The 17,903-nt window shown below is 78.8% G+C and carries 13 protein-coding genes; 3 read left to right on the plus strand and 10 right to left on the minus strand.

Annotated elements, in window-relative coordinates:
* Position 1 precedes the first annotated feature (1 nt).
* The 4 genes from D0Z06_RS10480 to D0Z06_RS10495 form a co-directional block, all read right to left on the minus strand.
* Complete coding sequence (locus D0Z06_RS10480; RefSeq protein WP_117377310.1) at positions 2–973, minus strand: NAD-dependent epimerase/dehydratase family protein; 972 nt, start codon at positions 971–973, stop codon at positions 2–4.
* Positions 970–3,570, minus strand: a complete 2,601-nt coding sequence (locus tag D0Z06_RS10485; RefSeq protein WP_117377311.1) for an alpha/beta fold hydrolase — start codon at positions 3,568–3,570, stop codon at positions 970–972. The genes D0Z06_RS10480 and D0Z06_RS10485 overlap by 4 nt, the downstream gene beginning before the upstream one ends.
* A complete protein-coding gene (locus D0Z06_RS10490; protein WP_117377312.1) occupies positions 3,567–4,592 on the minus strand; it encodes a 3-oxoacyl-ACP synthase III in 1,026 nt (341 codons plus the stop codon). The genes D0Z06_RS10485 and D0Z06_RS10490 overlap by 4 nt, the downstream gene beginning before the upstream one ends.
* Before the next feature lie 135 nt (positions 4,593–4,727).
* On the minus strand, positions 4,728–7,619 hold the full coding sequence (locus tag D0Z06_RS10495) for a BTAD domain-containing putative transcriptional regulator (protein ID WP_117377313.1): 2,892 nt from the start codon (positions 7,617–7,619) through the stop codon (positions 4,728–4,730).
* A gap of 171 nt (positions 7,620–7,790) precedes the next feature.
* On the opposite strand from D0Z06_RS10495, the gene D0Z06_RS10500 reads away from it, so the two are divergent.
* Positions 7,791–9,080 carry an FAD-binding oxidoreductase gene (locus tag D0Z06_RS10500; RefSeq protein ID WP_117377314.1) on the plus strand — a complete coding sequence of 430 codons (1,290 nt, stop codon included), beginning with the start codon at positions 7,791–7,793 and terminating at the stop codon, positions 9,078–9,080.
* A gap of 123 nt (positions 9,081–9,203) precedes the next feature.
* Here D0Z06_RS10500 and D0Z06_RS10505 read toward each other — a convergent pair whose 3' ends face one another.
* Together D0Z06_RS10505 and D0Z06_RS10510 are read right to left on the minus strand one after the other, a co-directional pair.
* Entirely contained in the window at positions 9,204–10,856 is a 1,653-nt protein-coding gene (locus D0Z06_RS10505; RefSeq protein ID WP_147332013.1) for a lytic transglycosylase domain-containing protein, read from the minus strand.
* A gap of 437 nt (positions 10,857–11,293) precedes the next feature.
* Positions 11,294–11,707, minus strand: coding sequence for a PRC-barrel domain-containing protein (locus D0Z06_RS10510; protein ID WP_117377316.1), 414 nt, complete (start codon positions 11,705–11,707; stop codon positions 11,294–11,296).
* A 148-nt stretch (positions 11,708–11,855) separates the two neighbouring features.
* Between D0Z06_RS10510 and D0Z06_RS10515 the strand changes: the two genes are divergently transcribed.
* Positions 11,856–12,884 carry an LLM class flavin-dependent oxidoreductase gene (locus D0Z06_RS10515; protein ID WP_117377317.1) on the plus strand — a complete coding sequence of 343 codons (1,029 nt, stop codon included), beginning with the start codon at positions 11,856–11,858 and terminating at the stop codon, positions 12,882–12,884.
* Positions 12,885–12,891: 7 nt separating this feature from the next.
* On the opposite strand, the gene D0Z06_RS10520 is transcribed toward D0Z06_RS10515, so the two are convergent.
* A complete protein-coding gene (locus D0Z06_RS10520; protein WP_117377318.1) occupies positions 12,892–14,424 on the minus strand; it encodes an ATP-dependent DNA ligase in 1,533 nt (510 codons plus the stop codon).
* A gap of 109 nt (positions 14,425–14,533) precedes the next feature.
* Here D0Z06_RS10520 and D0Z06_RS10525 point away from each other — a divergent pair, with 109 nt between their 5' ends.
* Positions 14,534–15,940 carry an APC family permease gene (locus tag D0Z06_RS10525; protein ID WP_117377388.1) on the plus strand — a complete coding sequence of 469 codons (1,407 nt, stop codon included), beginning with the start codon at positions 14,534–14,536 and terminating at the stop codon, positions 15,938–15,940.
* Positions 15,941–15,956: 16 nt separating this feature from the next.
* Here D0Z06_RS10525 and D0Z06_RS10530 read toward each other — a convergent pair whose 3' ends face one another.
* From D0Z06_RS10530 to D0Z06_RS10540, 3 genes are all read right to left on the minus strand, one after another.
* The gene (locus D0Z06_RS10530) at positions 15,957–16,679 is read right to left on the minus strand and encodes an alpha/beta fold hydrolase (protein ID WP_158579934.1); all 723 of its coding nucleotides are present in this window, start codon (positions 16,677–16,679) and stop codon (positions 15,957–15,959) included.
* A gap of 154 nt (positions 16,680–16,833) precedes the next feature.
* Complete coding sequence (locus tag D0Z06_RS10535; protein WP_117377320.1) at positions 16,834–17,163, minus strand: hypothetical protein; 330 nt, start codon at positions 17,161–17,163, stop codon at positions 16,834–16,836.
* A gap of 14 nt (positions 17,164–17,177) precedes the next feature.
* Entirely contained in the window at positions 17,178–17,624 is a 447-nt protein-coding gene (locus tag D0Z06_RS10540; RefSeq protein WP_117377321.1) for a DUF5709 domain-containing protein, read from the minus strand.
* Positions 17,625–17,903 lie beyond the last annotated feature (279 nt).

The raw sequence follows: 17,903 nt of genomic DNA on the forward strand, positions 1-17,903 counted from the left end.
CTCAGCGGGACGGGTCGGCGGCGTACCACCGGGCCAGCCGGGCGAACCCCTCGTCGAGGGGCACCCGCGGGGCCCAGCCCAGGGCCTCCCGGGTGCGCCGCTGGTCGAACCAGTGCGCAGTGGCCAGCTGCCCGGCGAGGAAGCGGGTCAGCGGCGGGGTGTCCCGGCGGCCGGTCGCGGCCCACACGCCCTCGGCCAGCGCGCCGGCCGCCCAGGCCGCGGGCAGGGGCACCGACCGGCGCGGCGGCGGGGCGCCCGCCGCGCGGCACAGCGCGGCGATCACCTCGCCGACCGGCCGGGGTTCGCCGTTGGACACCACGAGGGCCTCGCCGTGCACGGGCGCCTCGACGGCGGCGACGAGGGCGTCGGCGGCGTTGTCGACCCAGGTGGTGTCGACCAGGGCGGCTCCGGTGCCGACGACGGGCAGCCGGCCGGTGCGGGCCCGCGCGACGATCCGCCCGACCAGCTGCGGGTCGCCCGGCCCCCACACCAGGTGCGGGCGCACGGCCACCACCGCGGTCGGGCCCCCGTCGGCGGCCAGGGCCAGCCGCTCGGCCAGCGCCTTGGACCGGGAGTAGGCGCCCCGGGCGGCTGCCGGGTCGGCCGGGCCGGCGCCCACCCCGACCAGCGCCGCGCCGGCGTGCGCCACCGACGGCGAGGAGACGTGCACCAGCCGGCCGACGCCGGCCCCGCGGCAGGCGTCGACCACCGCCCGGGTGCCGGTGACGTTCGCGTGCAGGTACTCCCGCCAGGGGCCGGTGACGTCGACCTTGGCGGCCAGGTGCACGACGGCGTCCTGACCGCGCGCGGCGCGCCCGACCGCGTCCGGGTCGGCGACGTCGCCGAGCACCTCGCGCAGCGGCAGCCCGGCCGGCCGGCGCTGGAGCACGGTGACCTCGTCCCCGCGGGCGGCCAGGGCGGTGGCGGTCGCCCGGCCGAGCATGCCGCTGGCCCCGGTGACCAGCACCCTCACGGCCGGCGGGACCCGGCCAGGTGGGCCGCCGCCCGGCGGGCCACGAGCGTGCGGTCGACCTTGGACTGGTGGCGGACGTCGACCGGCAGCCGGTCGGTGACGAGCACGGCGGCCACCGGGGACCCGGCCGCCGCCCGCACCGCGGCGGCGAGATCGGCGCCGGCCAGCCGCAGCCGGCCCGCCCGCCGGCCCGGGGGCCGGGCCTCCCCGGAGGGGACGACGACGGCGACCAGCGCCTGCGTCCCGGCCGGGCCCACCCCGACGGCGGCGCAGGCGGCGACCCCGGCCAGCCGCTCCACCCGCTGCTCCACGCCGACCGGCGCCACGGGGCCGGCCGCGGTGGTGACCACGTGCGGCAGCCGGCCGGCGACCCACAGCCGGCCCTCGGCGTCCAGGGCCCCGACGTCCCCGGTGCGGTGCCAGCCCGGGTCCCGGGAGGCGGCCCGCTCGGTCAGCCAGAGCGCGTCGTAGCGGTCCTTGACGTGCGCGCCGCGGACGCAGACCTCGCCGAGCACGCCGGGCTCGGCGGTCAGCGGGCCCGCCGCGCGGCCGCGGTCGTCGAGGGGGCTGACGCTGACCTCGACCCCGGCCAGCGGGCGCCCGACGCACACGCCGTCCCCCTCCCCGGCGGCCTCGACCTCGGCCAGGGAGACGTCGGTGACCGGCAGGGCCTCGGTCATGCCGTACGGGGTGTGCGGCTCGGCCCGGGGGAGCACGCTGCCGGCCGCACGCAGCAGCGCCGCGGGGACCGGGGCGCCGGCGCTGAGCAGCAGCCGGACCCGGCCCAGCGCCGTCCGCTGCGCGGTGGTGAGGTCGCCGGCGGTGGCGACGACGCGGCGCAGCGCGGCCGGCGAGGCGAACACGGCGGTGGCGTCGACGGCGGCGACCGCGTCGGCGAGCGCGGCGGCGGTCAGCGACCCGGGCGCGGTGACGTCCACGTCGGGGATCGCGGTGCCGATGCCGAGGCCCGGCCCGAGCAGCGCGAACGGCGCGAAGGCGGCGACGAGCCGGTCCGCGGGGGTGAGCCGGTAGGTGGCGCGGACCAGCTCGAGCTGGGCGCGGGCCTGGCGGTGGGTGTAGACGACGCCCTTGGCCGGCCCGGTCGCGCCGGAGGTGAAGAGCACGGCGCAGTCGGCGTCCGGGTCGGCGACGGGCGGCGGGGGGGCGCCCCGGCCCCGGGCGGCCAGCTCGTCGAGGGTGGCCTCGACGCGCAGCGCGCGGCGGGCGGCCACGGGCAGCGGGCCGGCGGCGATGCGTCGGCCGGGCAGCCGCATGAGGCGGGCGGCGGCCAGCCCGGCCCGGCTGCCGACGACGACCGCCGGGGCGGCGCTGCCCAGCGCCCGCCGCATGCCGCCCAGGCCCAGCCCCTTGTCGGCCACGACGACGACCCCGCCGGCCCGCCACACCGCGTAGACCACGGCGGTGAGGTCGGCCGACGGCTCGACCAGCAGCGCCACCCGCGACCCGGGCCCCACCCCGGCCGCGGCCAGCCCGGCGGCGAGCTCGGCGACGCGGCGGGCGAGGACGTCCCAGCCGGTGGCCCGGCCCCCGGCCTCGACGACGGCGGGGGAGGGGTCGCCGGCCCGCTCCTCCAGCGCCGCCCAGAGCGGCCGGTGAGCGGAGTGGATCCCGGGGCGGGACGCCGACGGGTCCACTCCGCTCCCGAGCCCGGTGACCCAGTCGGCGACGGCCTCGGCGTACTGGGGGGCGTCCTCCGGCAGCAGGTGCGAGGCGCCCTCGAAGCGGTGCAGGGCCGCGTGCGGCAGCCGCCCGCGCAGGTCGGTCAGGTAGCGCTCGCCGAACACCGGGTCGCGCGGCCCCCACAGCAGCAGGGCCGGGACGTCGAGGCCGCAGACACCCTCGGCGATCTCCTCCTGCACGGGGCGGGAGGGGTGCCCGGGCGCGAACGGGATGTCGGCGACGAAGTCGCCGACGGCGCGGCGCCGGGCGGCGGTCCGGTAGGGGGCGGCGAAGGCGTCGCGGACGGCCGGCGGCAGCGGTGGCCGGGACAGCGCGGTGGTGGCCCGCACGAAGACCGGGGTGCCGACGGTCACCGCCGAGCGGACGCCGGGTGCGTGCGCCATGCGGATGAGCGCCGGGCCGCGGTCGCCCTCGGGCATGGCGACCGCCGTGTTGGCCAGCACGACGCCGCGCAGCTGCTCCCGGTGCGCCAGCGCCCAGCCGAGGGAGACGATGCCGCCCCAGTCGTGGCCCACGGTGACCACCGGGCCGGTCAGCCCCAGGGCGGCGCTGAGGTCGCCGAGGTCGGCCACCCGCTCGGCGAGCGTCCGCGGCCGGTCCAGGCGCTGCGACCAGCCCATGCCGAGCTGGTCGGGGGCGATCACCCGCCAGCCGGCCGGCCGCGCGGCCAGCAGGCGCCGCCACAGGTAGGACCAGGTGGGGTTGCCGTGGACGCACAGCAGCGTCCCGGCCGCCGCGTCCCCGGCACCGGCCCCCTCCGTGCCGGTGGCCGGCCCCGTGTCGAGGACGTGCCAGACGTGCGTGGCGCCGGTCCGGTCGGTGACCGGGACGTGCCGGGACCAGGCCGGGTCGAGCCCGGGGAGGTCGGTCTCGGGGCGCGGGGGTGCCGCCGTCACCAGGCGATCTCGAGGCAGGAGGCGTTCAGGCCCGAGCCGATGCCCATGAGCAGCACCCGGTCCCCGGAGACCAGCGACTGCGCCTCACCGGCGAGGGTCACCGGCACCGAGGCCGGGCCGAGGTTGCCGCGGGTCGGGAACGTGCGGGGCACCAGGTCGGGGTCGACGCCGAACCGGTCGCACATCGCCTGGGTGTGCACCCTGGACACCTGGTGCATGACGTAGCGGCTCATCCCGTCGGCCCAGTCGAACTGCTCGCGCGCCTCCTCCCACATGTCGAGGGAGAGGGCGATGCCGGCGTCGAGCAGGCCCTTGAGGTCGGTGCGCATCTCGTCGTTGTCACCGGTGCACAGCTCGTGGTGCTCGGTGCCGGCGCGGCTGACCGAGCCGACCAGCCGGTGCCCCTCGGGGTGCAGGTCGCTGCGCCCCAGGACCATCGCCACCGCGCCCGAGCCGAGGGTCAGCGTGGCGAACTGGGCGAGCACGTCCCGCGACACCGTCTCCGGCCGGGACAGCCGCTCGATGGTGCGCTCCTGCACGGGCCGGGAGTCCTCGCCGTTGACGACGAGGGCGTACTGCACCCGGCCGGAGTCGATCATCGCCGCGGCGAGCTCCATGCCGTTGACGAAACCCAGGCAGGCGTTGGTGATGTCGTAGTTCTGGCAGGACCGCGGCAGGCCGAGCGCGCTGTGCACGGCCACCGCGGTCGAGGGCTCCAGCCAGCGGCGGCTCACCGAGGTGTTGACCATGAGGCCGACCGCGGCGGGGTCCACCCCGCTCTCGCTGATCGCCTTGGCCCCGGCCATGGCGGCGCCGTCGACGAAGGTCACCCCGTCGGCCCACCAGCGCCGCTCGCGGATGCCGGCCAGGCGCTCCAGCAGCCCCGGCCGCAGGCCCACCTGCCGGTAGGTGCCGGCCAGGCGCTCGTCGATCTCGTCGGAGGTCACCACGCGGGTGGCGTCCTCGGTGGCGACCGAGAGGACGGAGGTGTTGGCGAAGTGGTGGGTGGCGTTGCCGGTCACGCGTGGCCTCCAGGGCGTTCTGAGGAGGGCCGACCCGGGTGCGTGCCGCCCTGTCCGGTCGGCGCTACCCCGTCACGCCGCCGCTATGCGGCGTCCTCGCCGCGCCGGACCAGCGTAGCCGCCCGATCCCGCACGTCACGCCGGGACGGCGGGAGCGGGCACCTCCCCGGCCAGCCGCCCGACGAGGGCGCAGGCCGCCCCGGCGTCCATCCCGGCCCCCTCGGCGAGGGCCGCCTCGTACGCGGCGGCGTCGAGGCCGGCGCGGGCGGCGGCGACGTAGCGCTGCCCGTCCAGCGGGTCCATCCGCAGCGGGTCGTAGCCGATCAGCCGCGCCGAGGCCTGCACCGCCCCGAGCAGGACGGCGGCGTCGGTGTGCCGGCCGGCCGCGGCGGCGGCCCCGACGGCGGTGAGCAGCCCGGCCAGGGTGCCGGTGGCGTCGCCCTCCCGGTGGGTGAGGTCGACCATCTGCCACAGGTCGGCCAGCGCCGCACCCGGCCGACCGGTGTCGACGAGCACCTTGGCCCGGATCCAGAGCACGGAGGAGTGCGCCCACGAGTGGCCGAGGTCGAGGGCCAGGCGCTCGGCGGCGTCCAGGTGGGCCAGCGCCCCGTCGACGTCACCGGCGACGCGGGAGAACTGGCCGAGGGTCATGGCGATCTCGACCTGCACCCACTCGATGCCCGAGGCCTGCGCCAGCTCGATGCCGCGGGCGATGTCGCTGGTGACGGCGCCCTCCTCGTCGGGCCGGCCGAGCAGCGCCCGGACGAAGCCGCGCAGCACCAGGGCGAGCGCCAGGACGCCGTCCCGCTCGTCCTGCGCCGCGGTGACGATCTCGTCGGTGCGGGCGAAGATGGCCGGCACGTCACCGGAGAGGTAGGCCAGCAGCGCGTCGCCCAGGAGCGCGCCGCTGCGCACCTGCGGCGCGGCGTCCGGGGTGGCCTCGAGCGCGGCGGCCAGCCAGCGGCGGCCCTCCTGCACGTGCCCGCGGCGGTACCACCACCAGGCCAGGGCGGCACCGATCCGCAGCGCGGTCTCGCCCTGGCCGGTGGCCAGGGCGTGCGCGAGCGCCGCCCGGATCCCGGGTTGCTCGGCGTCGAGCCGGCGGGCGCTCGCGGTCCACTCCGGCCGGCGCAGCGTCGGCTCCAGACGCTCGGTGAGGGCGAGCACGAAGGCGGCCTGGCGGTCGCGCAGCAGGCGGCCGGTGGCCGCGTCCAGGCCCTGCTCGGCGTACTGCCGCAGGGTCTCCAGCATCCGGTACCGCCCGGCGGCGTGGTCGAGCTCGACCAGCGACTTGGCGACCAGCTCCCGCAGCAGCTCCAGGGTGCGGCCCGCGACGTCCGGGCCGGCGACGGCGTCGACCGCGTCGGGGCCGAAGCCGCCGGGCAGCACCGACACCGCGCGGAACACCGCGAGCTCGGCCGGGCCGAGCAGGTCGACGCTCCACTGCACCGTGGCCGCCAGCGTGCGCTGGTGCGGGTGGGCGGTGCGCCGGCCGCCCGACAGGAGCGCGAACCGGTCGTCGACCCGGCCGGCGACCTCCGCCAGCGGCAGGGTGGTCAGGCAGGCGGCGGCGAGCTCGACCGCGAGCGGGAGCCCGTCGAGGGCGGCACACAGCTCGCGGACCTGCCGAAGCTCCTCGGGGGAGGGGTCGGCCAGGTGCGGCGCGGCGAGGCGGGCCCGGTCGAGGAAGAGCTGCTCGGCGTCACTGCCCGGGGTGCCGGCCGGCATGGGCCCGCACGGCAGCACGGCCTCACCGGGCAACCCGAGCGGCTCGCGCGAGGTGGCGAGCACCCGCAGGTCGGGGCAGCGGGGGAGCAGCGCGGCGCAGACCTCCGCGGCGGCCTCGACGACGTGCTCGCAGTTGTCGAGCAGCAGGAGCAGCGGGCGGTCCTGCAGCGCGGTCGCGACCGCGGCGAGCGGGTCGCCCGCGGTGAGGCTCACCCCGAGCACGGTGGCCACCTGGGTGGCGACCAGGTCGGGGTCCTCCACCCCGGCGAGCTCGACGAGCGCGGCCGGCGGCGCGTCGGCCGTCCGGCGGCGCGCGGCCTCCAGCGCCAGCCGCGTCTTGCCGCTGCCGCCGGGGCCGACGAGGGTCACCAGCCGCTGCGCGGCCAGGGCGCCGTCGAGGACGCCGAGCTCCCGGGCGCGGCCGACGAAGGTGGTCAGCGGCACCGGCAGCGGCGGGGGTGCCGGCGCGGCGGGCGCCGCGGGCGGGGCCGGCGCGGGTGCGGGTTCCGGCGCCGGGGCGGCCGGGGGCGCCGGGGCGGCCAGGCCGGGGTCCTGGCGGAGGATCCGCTCGTGCAGCTCCTGCAGCGGGCGGCCGGGGTCGACCCCGAGGCCGTCGGCCAGCAGCCGGCGGCCCTCCGTGTAGGTCTCCAGCGCCTCGGCCTGCCGGCCGGCCCGGTAGAGCGCCAGCACCAGGGAGGCGCGCAGCCCCTCGCGCAGCGGCTCGGCGCGCACCAGCTCCCGCAGGTCGTCGACCAGCTCGGCGTGCCGGCCCAGCCGCAGGTCCAGCTCTGCGGCCAGCTCCCGCGCGTCGAGGCGGGCCTGCTCCAGCCGCTCGGCCTCCTCGACGGCGAAGGTGGCGGCCACGTCGGCGTAGGCGGGGCCGCGCCACAGTCCCAGCCCCTCGGCGACCGCGGCCCGCGCGCCGGCGACGTCCCCCCGGGCGGCGAGCTCGCGAGCGGTGCGGACCAGGCGCGAGAAGCGGACGGCGTCGACGTCCTCGGGGTCGACGGCCAGCCGGTACCCCGGCTCCCGGGTGAGCAGCAGCGTCCACGCGCCGCCGGCGTCGGGCTCGAGCTCGCGGCGCAGCCGCGAGATCACCGCCTGCAGGGTCGCCGAGACCGCGGTGGGCGGCTGCCCGCTCCACACCCGGTCGGCGAGCACGTCGACGGCCACGGTGCGCCCGGCGTCGACCAGCAGCGCCGCCAGGACGGCGCGGTGGCGGGGCGTCTGCGCGGCCAGGGGACGACCGTCGCGCCAGACCTCGACGGGCCCGAGCACGCGGAACGAGGTGACGGACATCGCGCGGGATCCTAGGGCCGGGACGTGCGATCCAGGGCTCCGCCGCACGTCACCGGCCCGCGAGCGCCTCGTCCGGCGTACGTCACCGGGGGCGCAAGCGCCCGACAAGGTGACGCCAAGGGCCGGCGGCGACCCTCCGGGTGACCGATCCCCGCCGCCCGGAGACGCCCCGTGAACCCTGCTGCCGCCGTCCTGCCCCCCGACCTGGCCGTCCTGCTGCGCGGCCGCCTCTCCCCGTCGGCCGGGTTGACCGACGGCGCGGTGGTCCGCCCGGCCAGGCCCGAGGACGTGGTCGCCGCCGTCCGGTTGGCCGGCCGGCACGGCGTCGCGGTCGCGGTGGACGGGGACGGCGTCCCCCCGGGGGCGGGGCGGCTGCTGCGCGTCGACCCGTCGGCGCTCGACGATCTCGACGTCTCCGCCGGCGGGTGGGCGCGGGTGGGGGCCGGGGTCCGGTGGCAGCGGCTGCTCGACGCGGCGGCGCCGCTGTCCCTGGCCCCGGTGACCGGCGCCTCGCCGGCCGAGCGGGTGGTGGACTCGGTCGCCGGGGGCGGGGTGGGGCCTCTGGCCCGCACCTACGGGCTGGCCTCCGACCGGGTGCGCGCGGTGGAGCTGGTGACCGGGGACGGCGTGCTGCGGCGGGTGACGCCGGAGGGCGAGCCGGAGCTGTTCTGGGCGGTCCGCGGCGGGGGCACCGCCCTCGGGGTGCCGACCGCGGTGGAGGTCGACCTGCTGCCGGTCGGCCCGCTGTACGCCGGGACGCTGCGCTGGCCGGCGTCCGACGCCGCCGCCGTGCTGCACGCCTGGGGCGGCTGGGCGGCGACCCTGCCGATCCAGGCGGGCACGGCCGCGGTGCTGCACCGGCCGCGGCGCGGGGCGGCGGGCGTGGCGGTGCGCTTCACCTGGGCCGGCGAGCCCGACGACGGCGCCGCCGTGCTCGCGCCGCTGCGGGCGGCCGCCCGGCCCGCGGGCGACGACGTGGGGGTGCGGACCCCCGCGCAGCTCGAGGTGACCCCGGCGGGTCCGCGGCGCGGGGTGGAGTCCTCGCTGCTGCTCGACGCGCTGCCCGAGGGGGCCGTGGGCCCGCTGCTGCGCGCGGCCCGCGGGACCCCGCCGCGGCTGCTGGAGCTGCGGCTGCTCGGCGGGGCGGTGTCCTGGCTGCCGCAGCGGCCGAGCGCGGTCGGGTACCGCGACGCGCGGCTGGCGCTGCGGGTGGTCGGCGGGGCCGGGGCCGACGAGCGTGCGGCGACCCGGGCCTGCGCCGACGAGCTGGTCGCGGCGTTCGGGCCGCTGACCGGCGGGCGGGCGCCGGCGCACGGCAGCGGGCCGAGCCCCGACGTCCTGGCGCGCACCCCTCGTCCCGCCGTCCGGGAGCGGCTGGCCGCCGTCGCCGCCGCGACCGACCCGCACCGCATCCTCGAGGGGGCGCGCCCCGGGCTGCCGGTCCTGCGGGGGACCCGCTAGGAGCCGGCTGCGAGCTCGGCGCGGCCGGGCCGGGGCGGGTCGGGGCCGGTCGCGGGGCCGGGCGCGTGCGAGGAACAGGAAGCTCTGCCCACGTCCGCGGCCCGCCGACGTGGGTGAAGCCTCCTAACCCCCGGGGGTGGGTGGGCAGTCCGGGGTGCTGGCCGGGACCAGGGCGGCGGCGAGCGCGGCGGGGTCGGGCGCCGGGGCGGGGACGTCCGGGCCCAGGGTCAGCGTCAGGTGCGGGACGTCGCCGGCCGCGGTGGCGACCGCGAGGACGTCGGCCAGCGCCGCGGCCACCGCCTCCTGACCGGGCGGGTGCAGGAGGACCGTGGGCGTGCCGTCCGCGGTGGTGCGCACCCCGCCCACGTCGGCCCCTCCGCCGGCGAGCGCGGCGGCGAGCGCGGCGGCAGGGGCCGGGTCGCCCGTCGTGCTGACCACGTCGACGACCACGGGGGCCGGCTCGGCGGGGCAGGCCTCGGCGCTCTCGACGGGTTCGGCCGGTTCGGCGGGCGGCGCCGGTTCGGTCGTGAGCGGGGCCTGCGTGGTCGGCGCAGCCTCGGTGGTCGGTGCCGGCTCGACCGGCGCCTCGGTGGTCGGCGGTGCCTCGGTGGTCGGTGCCGGGTCGGTGGTCGGCGGCGCCTCGGTGGTCGGGGGTGCCGGCTGGGTGGGGGTGGGCGCGGGGACCTCGGTGGTCGGTGCCGGGTCGGTGGTCGGCGGTGCCTCGGTGGTCGGTGCCGGGTCGGTGGTCGGCGGGACCTCGGTGGTCGGGGGTGCCGGCTGGGTGGGGGTGGGCGCGGGGACCTCGGTGGTCGGTGCCGGGTCGGTGGTCGGCGGTGCCTCGGTGGTCGGTGCCGGCTCGGTGGTCGGCGGGACCTCGGTGGTCGGGGGTGCCGGCTCGGTGGGCGTGGGTGCCGGGACCTCGGTGGTCGGCGGTGTCTCGGTGGGCGTAGGCGCCGAGTCCGTGGTCGGCGCGGCGGGGGGCACGGGGTCCGGGGCCGGTGCGGCGGGCGCCGGGGGGTCGGGCAGCGTCGGCGGTGTCGTCCCGGCGTAGGTGGCGGCGAGGGCCAGCACCGTGGCGACGTACTCGGTGGAGTGGTTGTAGGCGAACACGGCCCGCGCCCGGTCGGCCGCCGTCGTCAGGTCCCGCCCGCCGGCGCAGAGGTAGGCGGCCGCGCCCGCGGCGGCGTCGTGGACGTCGAAGACATCCCGCAGGCCGTCGCGGTCGCCGTCCCGCCCGAAGAGGGCCCAGGTCGACGGGATGAACTGCATCGGGCCGACCGCCCGGTCGTACGTGGTGTCGCCGTCGTAGCGGCCGTCGTCGGTGTCGGGGATGACGGCGGTCCCGTTCCCGTCGAGGGCCACGCCGATCACGCGCGGCGTCGAGCGGCCGTCGGTGTGCAGCACCGCCCCGCCGAAGCGGCCGTGGTTGGACTCCACCCGCCCGATCGCCGCCAGCAGGGCCCAGTCGATGCCGCAGCCGGACGGCGCCCCGTCGGCCGCTGCCCGGTAGGCCTCCATCGCGGTGGCCGGGATGCCCCGCCCGGCGAGCGCCGAGACGTCCGGTGGTGCGGTGGTGGCCGGCTCGGGGCCCACCGGGTTGCCCGGCGCGGGTTCCGCGGGTGCCGCGGTCGGTCCCGGGGCGGGCGGCGTGGTGGACGGTGGCTGCTCCGACGGACGGGCGTCGGTCGGAGGGGCGTCGGACGGCGCGGTGCCGGACGGCGGTGCCGCCCGCAGCCCGGGGGCCGGCAGGTGCCCGGCCCGGAGCCGGTGCAGCACGGGCAACTCCGTCGGGGGCGCGGGCGAGACCGTCCCCCCGTCCGGGCGGGTGTCGGCGGAGGGCGCCCCCGAGTGGGGGACCACGGCCAACGCGACCGCGGTGACCCCCGCGGCCAGCCCGAACGGGAGGTGCCGGCGCCTCCTCATCGGGCCGGCAGTCCCACGCCGCCGACCCGTGGGCCGTTCCCGGTCCGCGTCCGTCCCTCGACCATGGCCGTCCCCCGTGTCGCCGTGCCGCCGGCACCCCGGTTCCCTGCGCGAGGCCACCCAACTCCGGCCGTGGGGCGTCGGGAAGGCCCTCCGCCGCGGCCAGGGGCCGTCCCGTCGGTCGTGCCGGTGGGTGATCGGCCGTGCGCGGTGAGTCCTGGGAGCTGCTGCGCGCGGCGCCGGGAGCCGGGCGGCGAGGTGGCCACGAGCGCGGCGGCCGGCGCTCCGGGTCAGTAGTAGGGGTAGCCCGGGTAGGTGTAGCCCGGTCCCCAGAACGGCGGGTGCCCCCACCAGCCGTAGAGGCCGGCGTAGTAGCCGGGGTCGTCCCCGAGGTCGGGGTCGTAGGGCGGCACCGACGCCATCTCGTCGCGGTTCCGGCCGATCCGCACGCGGTCGGCCTCCAGGGCGACGACGGCGTCGACCGGGACGAGGTAGTGCCGGGCGCCGATGCCCAGGACGCCGCCCTCGCTCACGCGCAGGAAGCGCACCCGGCCCTCCCGGTCGTCCACCAGCAGGTCGTCGACCCGGCCGAGGTCCTGGTCGAACGGGTCCACGACGCGGCGGCCGCGCACGTCGGCCTCGGGGTCGGTGACGGTCCGGTCGGTGTCGGTGAGCCGGACCAGCCGGCCGATGTCGTCGGTCATCGCTCCTCCTCCCGGGACGGCTTCCCGCAGCCCTACCCCGACCCGGGGGGCGGGCACGCCCGCGGCGTCCGCCTGGTTCACTGGTGGTTGAGCGTTGAACGGCCACCTCGGCCGGGCGGCGACCCGCACCCACCCAGGAGGACGCACCGTGCACCTCGGCGTCGACAGCTTCGTCTCGGCCGTGACCGACCCGCGCTCCGGCCACGTCGTCGGCCCGCAGGAGCGCATGGCCCACCTGCTCGAGGAGATCGAGCTCGCCGACCGGGTGGGCCTGCACTCCTTCGGCATCGGCGAGCACCACCGGCCCGAGTACTACGACTCCGCGCCGCCGGTGATCCTCGGGGCGGCGGCCGCGCGGACCTCCCGCATCCGCCTCGGCAGCGCGGTGGCCGTGCTCTCGGCCGCCGACCCGGTCCGGGTGTTCCAGCAGTTCGCCACGCTGGACCTCATCAGCGGCGGGCGGGTCGACCTGGTGGTCGGGCGCGGGTCGTTCGTCGAGGCGTTCCCGCTCTTCGGCCTGTCGCTGGCCGACTACGACGAGCTCTTCGAGGAGAAGCTGGACCTGCTGCTGCGGATCCGTGCCACCGAGCAGGTCACCTGGTCGGGCCGGCACCGCCCGCCGCTCACCGGGCAGGGGGTGTACCCGCGGCCGGTGCAGGACCCGCTGCCGGTGTGGGTCGGCGTCGGCGGGACGCCGGAGTCCTTCGTGCGCGCCGGGCTGCTGGGCCTGCCGCTCATGGTGGCGATCATCGGCGGTGAGCCGCGCCGCTTCGCCCCGCTGGTGGACCTCTACCGCCGGGCCGGCGAGCGCGCCGGGCACGCTCCCGAGCGGCTGCGGGTCGGGCTGCACGTCTTCGGCTTCGTCGCCGAGAACACCCGGGCTGCGGCCGACACCATCTACCCGGGCTGGCACGAGATGTTCACCAAGGTCTCCGCCGAGCGCGGGTTCGCCCCGCCCACCCGCGCGCAGTTCGACGCGACCAGCGGCCCGGACGGCGCCTTCTTCATGGGCGACCCCGACACCGTGGCCACCAAGCTGCGCCGGGTCTCCGAGCAGCTCGGCGGGGTGGACCGGGTGGCGCTGCAGATGACCAACCCACGCCTGGCGCACGCGGACCTGCTGCGCGGCATCGAGCTGCTGGGCACCGAGGTCGCCCCGAAGGTCGCCGACCTCTGAGGGCGGCTCAGCCGCCGGCGAGGAGCGCCCGGACGGCCTCGATCGTGTCGGCCTCCGCCGCCGTCTTGTCCGGCCGGTAGCGCACCACCCGCGCGAAGCGCAGCGCGACCCCGCCCGGGTAGCGGGGGCTGCGCTGGGCGCCGTCGAGGGCGACCTCGACGACCAGCTCGGGGCGCAGCTCCAGCCCCCACGGCGCCTCCGCGCGGGCGTGCTCGGGGAAGGTCCGGGTCTGCCACCCGAGCAGTTCGTCGGTCATCCCCTTGAAGGTCTTGCCCACCATGACCGGCTCCCCGCCGTCCGGGTCCCGGGCGCCGAGGTGGATGTTGGACAGCGTGCCGGTGCGCCGCCCGTACCCCCACTCGGCACCGAGCACGACCAGGTCGAGGGTGTGCACCGGCTTGACCTTCTGCCAGGCCCGGCCGCGCCGGCCGGCCGCGTACGGGGCGGTGAGGTCCTTGACGACGACGCCCTCGTGCCCGGCGGCCAGCGCCTCGTCGAGCACGCCGGCCGCCTGCTCGGGCGTGGGGCGCCGGATGCCGGGCATGCGCAGCGGCGCGTGCTCCGCCCCGGCCAGCAGCCCGGCGAGGGCGTCGAGGCGGACGTCGAGCGGTTCGTCGAGCAGGTCGCGCCCGTCGAGGTGCAGCAGGTCGAAGAAGAACGGGCTGAGCAGGACCCCGGCGTCCGGGGCGTCGCTGCCGAACCGGCTCATCGTGTCCTGGAAGGCCCGCGGGCGTCCGTCGTCGTCCAGGGCCAGGGTCTCGCCGTCGAGGACGGCGGTGCGGCACGGCAGCGCGCGGACCCGGTCGACCAGCTCGGGCACCCCGCCGGTCACCTCCCGCAGGCTGCGGGTCCAGACCCGCACCGCGGCGCCGTCCCGGTGCACCTGGATGCGGGCGCCGTCGAGCTTGTGCTCGACGGTCACCGCGGCGCCGAGGTCGGTCAGCGCCGCATCGAGCGACGCGCCGGGGGCGGCGAGCATCGGCCGGACCGGCCGGCCCACCTCCGGCCGGGCCGCGGCCAGCGCCGGCTCCCCGCCGGCGAGGGCGGCCGCCGCCGTGCCGGGCAGGCTGCCGGTGAGCATGAAGGCGCGGCGGGCGGCTGCGGGCGGGACGTCGGCGGCCGCGGCCACCGCGTCGAGCACCACCCCCTCGAGCGCCCCCTGCCGGAGCTCGCCGGTGAGCAGCCGGACGAGGAAGCGCTGCTCGTCGGCGGTGGCGGCGCCCAGCAGCTCCCCGAGGGCCGCGTCCCGGCGGGCGGCCGACCCGGTGCCCGCCGTCCCGGCCAGCGCGGTGAGGGTCGTGTGGACCGCGGCGACGGTGAGCGAGGCGGCGGGGGCGGGGGCCGGGGCGTGCCGCGAGAGCGTCCGCCACCCGACGCCGAGCCGGCCCTGCAGCGGCTCGCCGGCCAGCCACGCGGTGACCGCGGGCACCTCGTCGGCGCCGGCCCGGCGCAGCACCCCGGCGATCGCCGCGGTCTTCGCCGAGCGGGCGCGGGTGGCGGCGACCGCGGCGGAGGCGGCGACGACCTCGGCGAGCAGCACGCGGCCATGGTGGCAGCCGGGGGTGACACCCCGCCCGCTCGCCGTGCCGACGGCCCGGGCCGGGGCCACCATGCAGGTGCACGGCCACGCACCGGCCCAGGGAGGCACCATGGCCGACACCGGCACCGAGGGGTTCGTCCGGACGCTGGGGCGCTGGGACGTCCTCGCCGTCGCCTTCGGGGCGATGATCGGTTTCGGCTGGATCGTGCTCACCGGCGGCTTCCTCGAGGACGCCGGGACGCTCGGCGCGGCGCTGGCGTTCCTTATCGGCGGGGTCGTCGTGGCCCTCGTCGGGCTGACCTACGCCGAGCTGGTGTCGGCGATGCCGCACGTCGGCGGGGAGCACAACTACGTGCTGCGCGCCCTCGGCAGCCGGCCGGCCTTCGTCACCTCGTGGGCGCTGGTGCTCGGCTACGTCTCCGTGGTCGCCTTCGAGGCGGTGGCACTGCCGCAGACGGTGCTGTACCTGTTCCCCGACATGCTCGCCGGCCGGCTGTGGACGGTCGCCGACTACGACGTGTACGCCAGCTGGGTCGCCGTCGGTGTCCTGGCCGCGGTGGTGATGACCGGCCTGAACTACGTGGGCGTGCGGCCGGCCGCGGTGTTCCAGGCGATCGCGGTGCTCTTCCTCCTGGCCGTCGGGCTGGCGCTGGTGCTGGGCAGCTTCCTCGGCGGGGACACCGCGAACATGCGGCCGCTGTTCACCGGCGGCGCGGCGGGCCTGATCGCGGTGCTGGTGGCCACGCCCTTCCTGTTCGTCGGGTTCGACGTCATCCCGCAGTCGGCCGAGGAGATCCACCTGCCGTACCGGAAGATCGGCCAGCTGCTGCTGCTCGCGGTCGGGATGGCGGTCGCCTGGTACGTGCTGATCATGCTGACCGTGGGGTCGGCGCTCCCGGCGTCCGAGCTGGCCGCCTCGGAGCTCGCCGCCGCCGACGGCATGGCGGCGCTGTGGGGCAGCGGGCTCATGGGCGACGTGCTGGTGCTCGGCGGGATCGCCGGCATCCTCACCAGCTGGAACGGCTTCCTCATCGGGGCCAGCAGGCTGCTGTTCGCCATGGCCCGCTCGGGCATGCTGCCGGCCTGGTTCGGCCGGCTGCACCCCCGCTACCGCACCCCGGGCAACGCGCTGCTGTTCATCGGCGGGCTCTCCGTGCTCGCCCCCTTGTTCGGCCGGCCGGCGCTGGTGTGGATGGTCGACGCCGGCGGCCTGAGCATCGTGATCGCCTACGTCATGGTGGCGCTGTCCTTCGTCGTCCTGCGCCGCCGGGAGCCGGCGATGGAGCGTCCCTTCCGCGCGCCCGGCGGGGCGGCGACCGGTGTCGTGGCCGGGCTGCTCGCGCTCGGGCTGGGCACGCTCTACCTGCCCGGCATGCCCGCCGCCCTGGTGTGGCCCTACGAATGGGTGGTCGTCGCGGCGTGGTGGCTGCTGGGCCTGGTCTTCGTGCTCCGGGTGCCGTCGGTGGACCCCGGGCCGGACGCCGAGCAGCGCGTGCTCACCGCCCGCGCCCGCTGAGCGCCGCGGCGGGCGGTCAGCCGGCGACGGCGGCGACCCGCTCGGCGACGAGGGCGGCGACGTCGTCCGGGCGGCTCACCGGGGGGCAGTGCCCCCCGGCCCACTCCAGGCGCCGGGTCGCCCGCGCGGCCATGGCCCGCTGCAGCGCGGGGTGCACCACCTCGTCGGCCGTGCAGACCACGTAGGTCGAGGGCACCGTCCGCCAGGCGACGGCCTCGGGCGTGCCGCGGAACACCGCCCGCCCGACCGGGCGCAGCCGGCCCGCCGCCGCGGCGGCCGCGCCGGGGGAGGCGTCCGGGTAGAGCAGCGCGGGACCCAGCTCCGGGTCGAGGGCCACCTCCCCGCGCTCGCGGTCCACCCGCAGCGCCTCGCCCAGCCGGGTCTCCGGGTGCTCCTCGCCCGGCAGGACGCGGCTCACCGACTCGCCCTCGTCGAGGCAGAAGGCCGCCAGGTAGACCAGCTCCCGCACCGCCGGGTGCACGCCGGCCGCGGTGATCACCGCGCCGCCGTAGGAGTGGCCCACCAGCACCGCGGGGCGGCCCAGGCCGTCGAGCACGTCGCGCACCACCCGGGTGTCGGTGGCGAGGTCGGTGAGCGGCAGCTCCACGGCGACGGCGTCCACCCCCCGGCCGGTCAGCGCGGCCTGCACGGCGTCCCAGCTCCAGGCCCCGTGCCAGAGCCCGTGCACCAGCACGGCCACCGGGCTGCCCGTCGTCGCGTCGTCCGTCCGGTCGTCCACGGGCCCCATCCAACGCCACCGGCCCGCGCGGCCGGCGCAGGTGGCTCCTCAGGTGGGCCGTCCGCCGCCGGCGTCCGTGCCCGGAACGGGCGGTGCGGACCGCGGCCGGGGCGGCGACCGGCCGGGCGCCGGCGCAGGCGCCCGGCCGCCGGATTCAGCGGACGTGCTGCTCGACGGCGTACACGACCAGCAGCAACGGCCCGAAGGAGCCGAGGACCCCGCAGACCAGCCCGGCGGTCGCCCACCGCGCCCGGCGCCCGCGCCGGCGGCGCAGCACCAGGGCGACCGCGCTGAGCGCGGCCCCGAGCGCCGAGACGAGCAGCCCGAGGGTGAACGCCGCCAACAGCACCCCCGACCAGAAGCCGATCACCAGCAGCAGCCCGGTCAGCCCGGTGGCGAAGCCGGCGACCTCCAGCCCCGATCCCTGGGGCCGCGTGGCCCGACCGGGCCGGGTCCCCGCGGGCTCCGGCCCGTCGTGCGCCACGTGACCGGCTCCGGTCAGCGCTCGCCGGTCACCAGGTGGACGGCGGCCTCCTCGGCGGACGCGGCGCCGCCGGCGTACCCGCGGTCGCGGGCGTGCAGCTCCGGCTCGTCGTCCGGACCGCTGCCCTCGTCGTCCTCGGTGAGCCGGCCGGCGCGGACGTCCCCGACCTCGTCGTCGAGCAGCTCCCCGTCGGTGTCGGTGGCGTCGCCGAGCCCGTCGCCGTCCTGCGGGGCCTCGTCGGGCAGCTCCCGCGCCAGGCGGGCGGCCAGGCCCTCCCCGGCCGACTCCTCCGCACCGGTCGTCCCCCAGTCCTCGACCGCCCAGGGGCGCTCGGCCGGGGACCACCCCTCGTCCAGCGGGTCGACGCCCCGGTCGGCGAGGCTGTCCTCGGGGTCGAGGACGCCGGAGTCGTTCTCGCCGTCGAGGTCGTCGGGGGTCAGCTCGCCCGGCTGCGTGTCCACGGGGCGCTCCTCTCGGGGTGGCGGGGCCGTGCCAGGTGCCCGGCGGGCCCGTGCCGTCGTCGTCGACGACCCCGCCGATCATGGCGGAGGACCGCACCGGGCGGGTGCCCCTCCGACGCGGGTGCCGCGGTGGGCGTGCGACGGGTGCGCGTGCTGTTCGTCTGCACGGGGAACACCTGCCGATCGCCCACCGCGGAGGGGGGTGGTGCGCCACCTGCTGGCCGAGGAGAGGACGGTCGGCGCCGTCGAGGTCGACAGCGCCGGCACCGGCGGCCGGCA

It is taken from the genome of Geodermatophilus marinus (assembly GCF_003428645.1).
In the GTDB taxonomy this organism is placed as follows: Bacteria; Actinomycetota; Actinomycetes; order Mycobacteriales; family Geodermatophilaceae; genus Geodermatophilus.

What these genes read in the sequence shown, in the direction of transcription:
- D0Z06_RS10525 (WP_117377388.1), top strand. Translation starts at nt 14,534, where the DNA reads ATGGCCGACACCGGCACCGAGGGGTTCGTCCGGACGCTGGGGCGCTGG.
- D0Z06_RS10510 (WP_117377316.1), bottom strand. Translation starts at nt 11,707, where the DNA reads ATGACCGACGACATCGGCCGGCTGGTCCGGCTCACCGACACCGACCGG.
- D0Z06_RS10495 (WP_117377313.1), bottom strand. Translation starts at nt 7,619, where the DNA reads ATGTCCGTCACCTCGTTCCGCGTGCTCGGGCCCGTCGAGGTCTGGCGC.